Annotated in this window: 8 protein-coding genes and 2 tRNA genes; all 10 read left to right on the top strand. The window is 53.7% G+C overall.

Annotated elements, in window-relative coordinates:
• A partial coding sequence (locus ACO4XG_RS04755; RefSeq protein ID WP_308508242.1) for an InlB B-repeat-containing protein occupies positions 1–5,912 on the top strand: 5,912 nt, incomplete at its 5' end.
• A gap of 364 nt (positions 5,913–6,276) precedes the next feature.
• A complete protein-coding gene (gene infC, locus ACO4XG_RS04750) occupies positions 6,277–6,774 on the top strand; it encodes a translation initiation factor IF-3 (RefSeq protein WP_040799300.1) in 498 nt (165 codons plus the stop codon).
• 13 nt (positions 6,775–6,787) lie between these two features.
• Complete coding sequence (gene rpmI, locus ACO4XG_RS04745; protein ID WP_009532085.1) at positions 6,788–6,985, top strand: 50S ribosomal protein L35; 198 nt, start codon at positions 6,788–6,790, stop codon at positions 6,983–6,985.
• Positions 6,986–7,016: 31 nt separating this feature from the next.
• A complete protein-coding gene (gene rplT, locus ACO4XG_RS04740; RefSeq protein WP_308508243.1) occupies positions 7,017–7,373 on the top strand; it encodes a 50S ribosomal protein L20 in 357 nt (118 codons plus the stop codon).
• A 188-nt stretch (positions 7,374–7,561) separates the two neighbouring features.
• Positions 7,562–7,999, top strand: a complete 438-nt coding sequence (locus tag ACO4XG_RS04735) for a LytTR family DNA-binding domain-containing protein (protein ID WP_308508244.1) — start codon at positions 7,562–7,564, stop codon at positions 7,997–7,999.
• An 18-nt stretch (positions 8,000–8,017) separates the two neighbouring features.
• Positions 8,018–8,464, top strand: a complete 447-nt coding sequence (locus ACO4XG_RS04730) for a DUF3021 domain-containing protein (RefSeq protein ID WP_308508245.1) — start codon at positions 8,018–8,020, stop codon at positions 8,462–8,464.
• A 59-nt stretch (positions 8,465–8,523) separates the two neighbouring features.
• A tRNA-Leu gene (locus ACO4XG_RS04725) sits at positions 8,524–8,607 on the top strand.
• An 85-nt stretch (positions 8,608–8,692) separates the two neighbouring features.
• Positions 8,693–8,776: transfer RNA gene (locus ACO4XG_RS04720), tRNA-Leu, on the top strand.
• Between the two features lie 76 nt (positions 8,777–8,852).
• Complete coding sequence (locus ACO4XG_RS04715; protein WP_308508246.1) at positions 8,853–9,863, top strand: deoxyguanosinetriphosphate triphosphohydrolase; 1,011 nt, start codon at positions 8,853–8,855, stop codon at positions 9,861–9,863.
• A gap of 29 nt (positions 9,864–9,892) precedes the next feature.
• A complete protein-coding gene (gene dnaG, locus ACO4XG_RS04710; RefSeq protein ID WP_308508247.1) occupies positions 9,893–11,677 on the top strand; it encodes a DNA primase in 1,785 nt (594 codons plus the stop codon).
• Positions 11,678–11,680: the final 3 nt, after the last annotated feature.

Here is an 11,680-nt window from a genome sequence, read left to right as displayed (position 1 = left end):
CACCGGCGGGTCACCCGGCAAACAATCCGAATACTGTCACAAGCTATACCGTAACGGATGCGGATGTGGCCATTCAGCCGGCAACGCGCACCGGCTATGACTTCCTCGGCTGGTACGACAATGCGACGTTCACGGGTACGCCGGTCACGAATCTGCACACCATGGACGCAGAGAATAAGCAGTACTTTGCGAAGTGGAGTCCGGCAAAGAGCTATACGGTGCAGTGGAATCTGAATGACAACACACCGGCAGGACACCCGGCAAGCAATCCGAACACGGTCGCAAGCTACACCGTTCTGGATGCGGATGTCACCATCCATCCGGCAACGCGGACAGGCTATACCTTCCTCGGATGGTACGACAACGCAGCACTGACGGGAACGCCGGTCACGAACCTGCACACCATGGACGCAGAGAATAAACAGTACTTTGCGAAGTGGAGCAGCATGCCGAATTCGTATCCAATCAACTATGTGTTGAACGACGGAAGCCCTGCGGGTCACCAAGCGACCAACCCGGCTGCGAACCTCACAAGCTACACGGTGCTCACAAACGGCAGCGGCAACATTAACCTCCTGCCGGCGCTTCGAAACGGCTATACCTTTGAGGGCTGGTATGACAATGCTGCCTTCTCCGGCGTGCCGATAACGAGCTTCCCGGCCATGGATGCGGCACCCAAGACCTTCTATGCAAAGTGGAGCAGTGCAAACAATTACAGCGTGACCTATACGCTGAATGACAGCACGCCTGCCGGTCACCCGGCGACCAATCCGAACACCGTGACAAGCTACACCGTGCTTGACCCGAACGTCACCCTGGCGCCGGCAACGCGTACCGGTTATGACTTTGAGGGCTGGTACGATAACCCGGGCTTCACGGGCACGCCGATTACGGGCTTCCCGACGAGCGATGCAACGAATAAGCACTATTATGCAAAGTGGAGCGCAGTTAAGAATTACAGTGTGCAATACCACTTAAACGACAGCACGCCCGCGGGTCACCCGGCAAGCAATCCGAACACGGTCACAAGCTATACCGTACTGGATACGGATGTTGCACTGCGCCCGTCAACGCGGACCGGCTATGACTTCGAGGGCTGGTATGACAATGCGGCGCTCACGGGAACGCCGGTCACCACCCTGCACACCATGGATGCGGAGAATAAGCAGTACTATGCAAAGTGGAGTGCGGCGAAGAACTATACGGTGCAGTGGGAGCTGAATGACAGTGCTCCCGCAGGTCATCCGGCGAGCAACCCGAACACGGTGGCAACTTATACCGTGCTCGATGCGGACGTGGCGATTCAGCCGGCGACGCGAACAGGATACAGCTTCCTCGGTTGGTATGCGGATCCCGCGTTTACGGGATCCCCGGTCACAAATCTGCACACCATGGATGCGGAGAATAAGCACTACTACGCGAGATGGAGCACCCCGGATTCCTACAGTGTCAGCTATCATCTGAATGATGTGACGCCTTCCGGCCATCCGGCGATCAACCCGAACACGAAGCTCAGCTATAATGTCACCGAGGCGGATTTTGCAATCGCAGCTGCGACGCGGACAGGTTATACCTTCCTCGGCTGGTATGATAATCCGGGCTTTACGGGCGCACCGGTCAGCTCGCTTCACACCATGGATGCGGAAAATAAGAACTACTATGCAAAGTGGAGTGCGGCGCAGAGCTATCCGATCAACTATGTGTTGAATGACAGCGCGAGCCATCCGGCGACCAATCCGGCGGTCAATTTGACGAGCTACACAGTTGAGACTCTGCCGAGCCCGATTGCGGTGGCAAACCCGCTGCGAAACGGATATACCTTCCTCGGTTGGTATGACAATGCAGCGCTCACGGGCACGCCGATAACAAGTTTCCCGGCCATGGATGCGGCGCCCAAGACTTTCTACGCAAAGTGGAGCGCACCGCTTTCCTATACGGTGCAATACACGCTGAACGACGGCACCCCTGCGGGACATCCGGCGACGAACCCGAACACCGTGACAAGCTACACCGTGCTTGACCCGAACATCACGCTGGCTCCTGCAACGCGGACCGGTTACGATTTTGAGGGTTGGTACGATAACCCGGGCTTTACGGGCACGCCGATTATGGGCTTCCAGGCGAGCGATGCCACGAATAAGCACTATTATGCAAAGTGGAGCGCAGCAAAGAACTATACGGTGCAGTGGAACTTAAATGACAGTGCACCGGCGGGTCACCCGGCGACCAATCCGAACACAGTCGCAAGCTATACCGTTGAGGACGCGGACATCACCGTACATCCGGCAACACGGACCGGCTATACGTTTGAGGGCTGGTACGACAACCCGAGCTTTACGGGGACGCCGGTCACAGCCCTGCACACCATGGACGCAGAGAATAAGCAATACTTTGCGAAGTGGAGTGCAACGCCGAACAGCTACCCGATTAACTATGTGCTGAATGACGGCACACCCGCGGGGCACCCGGCGACCAACCCGGCAGCGAATCTCACGAGCTACACCGTGCTGACAAACGGCAGCGGCAACATTAACCTCTTGCCGGCAAGCCGGAACGGGTACACCTTTGAGGGCTGGTACGACAATGCTGCCTTCTCCGGTGCGCCGATAACAAGTTTCCCGGCCATGGATGCGGCGGCAAAGACTTTCTACGCAAAGTGGAGTGCGCCGAACAACTATGCGGTCGCATATACCCTGAATGACGGCACACCCACGGGACACCCGGCGACCAATCCGAACACGGTGACAAGCTACACCGTGCTCGACCCGAATGTCACCCTGGCGCCGGCAACGCGTACCGGCTATGACTTCGAGGGCTGGTACGACAACGCGGCATTCAGCGGCACGCCGATGACCGGCTTCCCGACGAGCGATGCAGCCGATAAGCACTACTATGCAAAGTGGAGCGCAGCGAAAAACTACACGGTGCAGTGGAACTTAAATGACAGTACACCGGCGGGTCACCCGGCAAACAATCCGAATACGGTGACAAGCTATACCGTCACGGATGCGGATGTTGCCATTCAACCGGCGACGCGGACGGGCTATGACTTTGAGGGCTGGTACGACAATGCAGCGTTCACGGGATCTCCGGTCACAAACCTTTACACCATGGATGCAGAGAATAAGCAGTACTTTGCGAAGTGGAGTGCGGCAAAGAACTATACGGTGCAGTGGAACTTAAACGACAGTGCCCCGGCGGGTCATCTGGCAACGAATCCGAACACGGTAGCAACTTATACCGTTCTGGACGCGGATGTCGCGATTCAGCCGGCGACGCGGACAGGTTTTCGCTTCCTTGGCTGGTACGACAACCCGGCACTCACGGGAACAGCGGTCACAACGCTGCACGCCATGGATGCCGAGAATAAGCAGTATTATGCAAAGTGGGACAGCACGCCGATTTCCTACCCAATCAGCTATCAGCTGAACGACGGAACGCCCGCGGGACAGTCGGCAAACAATCCGGCTGCCAACCCGACGAGCTACGACGTGCTCACAAACGGCGGCGGCAACATCAACCTCCTGCCCCCGAGCAGAAACGGCTATACCTTCGACGGTTGGTATGACAATCCCGCGTTCAGCGGAACGGCAATCACCTCATTCCCGGCCACGGATGCGAGCCCGAAACAGTTTTATGCCAAGTGGAGCGCGCCGTTAAGCTTTGCGGTGAGCTATGATTTAAATGACGGCACACCGGCCGGTCATCCGGCAAGCAATCCGAACACCGTGACGAGCTATACGGTATTGGATCCGAATGTCACCTTGGCGCCGGCGACGCGGGCCGGCTATGACTTTGAGGGCTGGTACGATAACCCGGCATTCACCGGATCTCCTGTCACGGGCTTCTCGACCGGCGATGCGTCAAATAAGCAGTTTTATGCAAAGTGGAGTGCACCGAAGACTTACACGGTGAACTGGAACTTGAACGACGGCACGCCGGCGGGTCACCCGGCAACGAATCCGAACACGGTCGCCACTTATACCGTGCTGGATGCGGACATCACCGTCCATCCGGCAACGCGTACCGGTTATGACTTTGAGGGCTGGTATGATAACGCAGCGCTCACCGGAACCCCGGTCACGAACCTTCACACCATGGACGCAGAGAATAAGCAGTACTATGCAAAGTGGAACGCACCGAAGACTTATGCGGTGAGCTGGGATTTGAACGACGGTACACCGGTGGGTCATCCGGCAAGCAATCCGAATACAGTCACCGGCTATACGGTACTCGATTCGGACCTTACACTTCAGCCGGCAACCCGCCCGGGCTACACCTTCCTCGGCTGGTTTGACAATGTAGCTCTTTCGGGCACGGCTGTCACAACGCTTCACAGCATGGATGCAACCGACCGGCACTATTATGCGCGCTGGGGCAGTCCGAACAGCTATCAGATTTACTATCACGCAAACGACACAGCGGCAAATCCGGCGACGAATCCGAACACAGCGACTTCTTACACCGTCCTGAGTTCCGACTTTACGCTTGCAACGCCGATCCGCCCGGGTTATACCTTCGAGGGCTGGTTTGACGATGCTGCACTCACGCATCCCGTGACGGGACTTCGGGTTCAGGATCTCGAAGACAAACACTTCTACATGAAGTGGAGTCAGCCCAGTGTCTATACTATCAGCTATGTGCTGAACGACAGACCCGCAAGTCCGGCAAGTACCGTAGGACCGGCGAGCTACACCGTCGAGGATGCGGATTTTGCACTGGCGGTGCCGACAAGAAACGGAGCGACTTTCCTCGGCTGGTATGACAATGCTGCCTTCACGGGCACGCCGATCACGACGTTGCACACACATGACGCAGAGTCGAAGACCTACTATGCAAAGTGGTCGCTCACTTCTTACAGCATGAGCTATGATTTGAATCCCGGCGGCGGTATCGGTGCGCCGACTTCCCCGACGGGCAGTATTCCGAGCTTTACGGTAGAAGATGAGATCAACTTGGATCCGCCGGTGCGCCGCGGTTATACCGGTACCTGGCTTGTAAACGGTCAGCCGGTCACGCGCATTCCGGAGGGAACTACGGGCAACCTAAATCTCACCGCGGGATGGACGGTCAACCATTACGGCATACGCTTTGAGCTCGGAGAGACCGGAAACAGTCCGATTCAGGGTCTTTCGAACCTTCCGACCTCCTATACCATTGAGGATGCGACAATTACGCTGCCGACGCCCTCCCGCCCGGGCTACACCTTTATCCGGTGGGAGAAGAGTTCCGCACCCGGCGTCGCAGTCAACAGTATCCCGGCGGAGAGCGACGGCGAGGTGACCTTCCGGGCAGTTTGGGAGCCGATTCGCTATCGCATTACCTATGACACGGTGGGTGGTATCAACAATTCTCAGAATCCGAGCAGTTTTACCATCGAGGATGAGGTTCCTCTCCTTGGCACGGTGAAAGAAGGGGTTCGCTTCTGGACCTGGCAACAGGTCGGCGGCAAATTCATCAACACGATACCGGCCGGCACCACTCATGATATTGCACTTGTGGCGCGCTATCAGAAAGACCAGGATACCGATAACATCGGAGGCGGCGGCACAGGTGGCGGCGGAACGCATAGCGGCAAAAACGGCAGCGGCTCCGGCAACAAGACAGGAGCGGGCACGGAAGGACAATCCCCGTCCGCAACGAACGGTGCGGAAGTGCCCGGTACGGAAGTGCAACAGACTTCGGAACTTGAACCGATTCCGCAGCAATTTGCGAGACAGGCTGAAGAGAACCGGCTTGCGCCGAGCAGTTCCGGTAAGAAAATGCGCCCCACACGGGGCAAGACTTCGAACGGGAAGGCGCGCCGCCTGCCGAAGACCGGTGAGGCGTCCGCGACAGACGGCCTGCGGAGCTCGGCTCTCGGACTTTTGCCCGCAGAAGTTGTGGTTCGGCGAAAAAGAGAAGAGCAGTAAAACGGAAGGAGCTGTGCGGCGTCACAGCTCCTTTTGTGTTGTTCTTTACACCCTGCCTTGTTCTGGTATATACTCTCTGAGAAAGTGATTCCGCATACGGTTGGCAACCAAGCATCACAAAAAGTCGTAGGAATCGAAAAAAGAGTTGACAGAGTTCGAAAGTATCGCTATACTACTATCGTTGTACTTATCAAGAAAGCAGGCTTGCCTCACCTCGGCACATATCTGTGACCCGGGTTCATAAAGTGGATTCATCTTTCCTTTTGATGACCTTTACTTTAGACATGGCAGGAACTGCTGCCATGTCTTTTTATTGCAGCAGCAGCTGCAGCATAAATGGAGGTGTTCAGCTATCAGCGAGTCATTGGTTAACGGACAGGTACGTTTCCGTGAGGTTCGTCTCATCGGGACAGACGGAGAGCAGCTTGGAATTATGTCCTCGCAGGATGCTCTGAAAATTGCGGAAGAGGCAGAACTGGATTTGGTCTGCATCTCCCCGATGGCAAAACCGCCTGTCTGCAAGATCATCGATTACGGGAAATATCGCTATGAGATGATACGACGGGACAAGGAAGCCAAGAAGAAGCAAAAGATTGTTGAATTGAAGGAAGTGCGTTTGTCCCCCAATATCGACACGAATGATCTGGCCACAAAAACCAATGCTGCCAGAAAGTTTCTGGAGAAGGGCAACAAAGTAAAGGTAACACTGCGCTTCCGCGGCAGAGAAATGTCGCACATGAACCAGTCGAGATATATCCTGGATGATTTCGCGAAGTCACTCGCTGATATCGCCGTGATTGACAAGCCTTCGAAAGTTGAGGGCAGAACGTTGGTCATGTTTATGAGCGCAAAGAAGAACTAAGGAGGAAAGTATCATGCCGAAGGTAAAGACAAGCAGAGCAGCAGCAAAGCGTTTTAAAGTTTCCGGTAGCGGCAAGCTGATTCGGAACAAGGCGTACAAGTCTCACATCTTGACGAAGAAGTCCACGAAGCGCAAGAGAAATCTGAGAAAAGACATCGTGACCGACAGCACGAACTCGAAGGTCATGAAGAAGATTCTGCCGTATTTATAATCGGACTTGACGTGAAGAAGGAGGAAGCAAGATGGCAAGAGTGAAAGGCGCGATGCACGCGAAGGCAAAGCACAACAGAGTTTTAAAGCTCGCTAAGGGCTATAGAGGCGCACGTTCCAAGCAGTACAGAATTGCAAAGCAGACTGTCATGAGAGCGCTGAGCACGGCGTATGAGGGCAGAAAGCAGAGAAAGAGACAGTTCCGTCAGCTCTGGATTGCAAGAATCAACGCAGCTTGCAGAATGAACGAGATTTCTTACTCGAAGTTCATGTTCGGTCTGAAGAAGGCTGATGTCGTTCTGAACCGCAAGGTTCTCTCCGAACTCGCAATCAACGACGCTGAGGGCTTTGCAAAGCTCGTGGAGACTGCAAAGAAGGCGCTTGCATAAGTAGCGGCGATAAAAAACAGACTTTTGCCTCCGGCAACGGAGCGGCAGAGGTCTGTTTTTTTATTCCGAAACATGTCAACCGCATTTTCGTACCGCTTACCGCGCCGAAATACCCGCTTGGCGGAAAGAATGAGACAAGCCTTAGGACTTTCGCTATACTTCAGTTACAGAGAGGAGGGAAGAAGCACATGAAGGTAGAAATAAAATTGCAGCCGGATTTGAAAGCGCCGTTTGCCGTAATCTACACAGAAGAAGTTACCGACGAAGTGCAACGAGCCGTGCACCTGCTTACAGAGGAGCGCGCGGATTTGATTTCCGCCGCAGAAGAGGAAAAGATTGTCATGCTGCATCCGGAGGATATTTATCTGATTCGTGCAGAGTCAGATAAAACGACTCTCTATACCGCCAAAAGGCAATATCGGAGCAACAGAAGACTTTACGAATTGGAGCGTCTTCTCGGCAAAAACTTCATGCGTATCTCAAAAGGAGTTATCATCAATCTGCAACTGCTCGATTATGTCGCGCCGAGTCTCGGTGGGGTCATGGTACTGGTCATGAAAAACGGACAGCGGGACTATATTTCCAGAAAGTATCTGCCCGCATTTAAACGCTATTTGGGGCTATAAAGGAGGAGGTAGTTTCTTATGAAAGAACAGAGGCATCAGCTATTTATTTCCGCTCTGTACGGAATCGGTTTTGCGGCAATTCTCTTTGTGATGACCGGAGTCATTTTTGATTGTGTCAACGGCGGAACAACGACTCTGTATCACTACGGTTTTTCCAAAATGGCGTTGGGCACACTGGTGATAGGACTCGGTTTCGGCTTGCCGGCGGTTGTCTATGAGAGAGAGGAACTGTCTCTTCCCGTACAAATTATGATTCATATGGGAAGCGGTTGTATGATCTTGTTGCTTACCTCATGGGTTGTGGGCTGGATTCCGCGCGAACAGGGATTCCTCATGATTGCCAAGATAGCCGCAGAACAGCTTTTGATTGCCTTTGGTATTTGGTTCGGTTTTTACAAGCACCATAAAAAACTGGCGCAGAAAATGAATCAAAAACTCCATGACCCGAAACGTCACGCAAAGTGAGTTAAAACAGAAAAAACAATTGACAGCCTTTCGCCTCTCTGGTAGAATCCTCTTTGTTCGCAGAGATGGCGGAATTGGCAGACGCGCACGGTTCAGGTCCGTGTGACAGCAATGTCATGAGGGTTCAAGTCCCTTTCTCTGCACGAAATGAGCACCGGAGAGTCCGGTGCTTTTTTGATTTTAAAGTAATTGACAGCTTCCCGCAGCTCTGGTAAAATCTCTTTGTTCGCAGAGATGGCGGAATTGGCAGACGCGCACGGTTCAGGTCCGTGTGACAGCAATGTCATGAGGGTTCAAGTCCCTTTCTCTGCACGAAATGAGCACCGGGCAATCCGGTGCTTTTTCTGATAGAATGAAACTGTGGAATTGCCGGAGAGGAGGCAGTGATATGACCATACGGGAAGAGCTGGAAGAGGAAGAGAGCCGCTTTTTATCGAAGTATGCGACGCTCAGCCGGGACTCGGTCGGAAGAGAACGCTTAGAGGCCGAAGACGATTTGCGCCCCTGTTTTCAGCGCGATCGCGATCGCATTCTGCACTGTAAGGCGTTTCGCCGTCTGAAACACAAGACGCAGGTGTTTCTCGCCCCCGAGGGCGATCACTATCGCACGCGTCTCACACACACGCTGGAGGTCTCACAAATTGCACGCACCATCGCGAAGTGCCTGCATCTCAACGAAACCCTCACGGAAGCCATTGCGCTGGGACACGACCTCGGTCATACGCCCTTTGGGCATGCGGGAGAACGCGTTCTGAACGGCCTCTGCCCGGGCGGGTTCAAACACAGTGCACAGAGTGTGCGAACCGTTGAATTCTTAGAAAAGCGCGGAAAGGGGCTCAACCTGACACTGGAAGTGCGAGACGGTATCCGAAACCACGGAACACACAGCACGCCGCGCACCTATGAGGGGGCTGTTGTCCGCCTTGCGGATAAAATTGCCTATATTAACCACGACATCGACGACTCGATTCGCGCAGGCATATTTCGGGAGGAAGATATCCCCGCGGAATTTACAGATGCGCTCGGTCACAGTGTGAGAGACAGACTCAACTGTATGATACGAGATGTGATTCACACCAGTCTCGCTGCTGATTCCGTCAACATGAGCGCGGAGCGCTTTCAAATTATGATGCGGCTTCGGGCCTGGCTCTTTCAGCATGTCTATCGGGGCAGTGCGCCCAAAGCGGAGGAGGGCAAGGCAGAAGCTATGATTGCACGCCTCTATGAATATTTTTTAAAATATCCGGAACAGATGCCGGAAGAGTATCGGTACTTTATGTCCGAACTCGATCAGCCCATCGAGAGAACCGTCTGTGACTATATCGCGGGAATGAGTGACCAGTACGCAGTCCGCATTTTCGGAGAGCTCTTTGTACCGCGTGCTTGGACCGTGTTATAAGCAGTTGCATTGAGAAAGCAGGTTTAAACTTGTATTATTCCAAAGAGGTTATTGAAGAAGTACGCGCACGAAATGACATTGTGGATCTTGTTTCCGAACACCTCGCGTTGAAACGACGAGGCAAAACCTATGTGGGACTTTGTCCCTTCCACTCGGAAAAAACGCCCTCCTTCTCCGTATCTCCGGATCGCCAGACATATCACTGCTTTGGCTGTGGAAAGGGAGGCAACGTCATCGGTTTTGTGATGGACTATGAAAATCTTTCCTTTCCGGAAGCTCTGCGCTCCCTCGCCGCACGTGCCGGTATGCAACTGCCGGAGCGCGAAGCAAGCAAAGAAGAACTGCGGGAGCGCAGTTTAAAAGAGCGGCTGCTTGAAATTCATAAAGTTGCGGCAACTCATTTTTATCAGTTGCTGCACACCGAAGAAGGTTTGCATGCCTACCGGTATCTGAAAGAACGAGGCCTCAGCGATGAAACGATACGGCATTTCGGGCTTGGCTTTTCAAGCAAACGCCCGGGCGAACTCTATCACTACTTAAAGAGTAAAGGCTATACGGATGCGGAACTGCGAGAATCGGGTCTTGTAACCATCGAAGAGAGGGGCGCCCGGGATAAATTCTGGAATCGCGTGATGTTCCCGATTATGGACAGCAACAGTCGTGTCATCGCCTTTGGCGGTCGCGTCATGGGAGACGGAGAGCCGAAATATCTGAATTCACCGGAGACCAAACTGTTTGACAAGAGCAAAAATCTCTACGGACTCAACTATGCGCGGCGCAAACGCGAAGCGTATATTATTCTCTGTGAAGGTTATATGGATGTGATTGCCCTGCATCAGGCGAGCTTTGCGAGCGCAGTCGCCTCTCTCGGAACAGCTCTCACGGAACAACAGATTCTGCATATCAAGAGAACACTGCCAAACGCGACTGTCGCAATTTTAAGCTATGATTCGGACAATGCCGGCATTAAAGCAGCGCGCCGTGCCATTCCCATGCTTCGGAGTGCTATGTTGCAGCCTCGGGTTCTCTCGATGAAGCCGTATAAGGATCCGGATGAATTTATCAAAGCGCTCGGCCGGGAAGCCTACGAAGAGCGCATTCGGGAAGCGCGCAATGCGGTTCTCTGGGAAGTACAGATTCTGGCCACACAGCACGACCTCCGGGATCCGGCTGAAAAAACGCGCTTTTATGAAGAAATCGCAGCTCTGCTCGCAGGTTTTTCCGAACCGCTCGAGCGAAATAATTATATCGATGCCGTAGCGAGAGAGCAGATGATTCCGGCGGATGCTCTCCGGCAGCTGGTCAACCGCGTCGGTGCTTCCGGCATGACAGCAAGCGGTGAGGTAGGTCCGAGACCAGGCCCGGGAACGCAACGAAATGTCCGAAGGGACAGAGAGAATGCTTCGCAGAAAAGTCAGAAACTGTTACTCGCCTTTCTCGCGGAAGAACCTGCGCTGTATTCCCAGCTTTCGGCATGGATTTCTCCGTCCGATTTTACAGACGCTTTTTATCGGGAACTCGCCGAAAAAGTCTTTGAACTGTTGCAGAACGGCAAGTCAGATATCGGAGCTCTTTTGAACGACTATGTGGAAGACAGTGAGAAGGAAAGCCTTGTAACTTCCGTTTTTCACACAGCACCCGGGGAGACCCTCTCCGTCGCCGAGAAAGATCAGGCGATTCTTGACTGTATTCGCAGCATCCGAAAAGATGCGGCCGATCGGAAACTTCGAAACAGCAGTACTGCAGAAGAGTTACAGGCCGCCATGCGGGAAAAAGCAGAGCTCCAACACTTAAAGCTTAGCATCCGGAGGTGACAC

The organism is Stomatobaculum sp., assembly GCF_057248925.1.
This window is presented reverse-complemented; position numbering and strand designations above follow the sequence as displayed.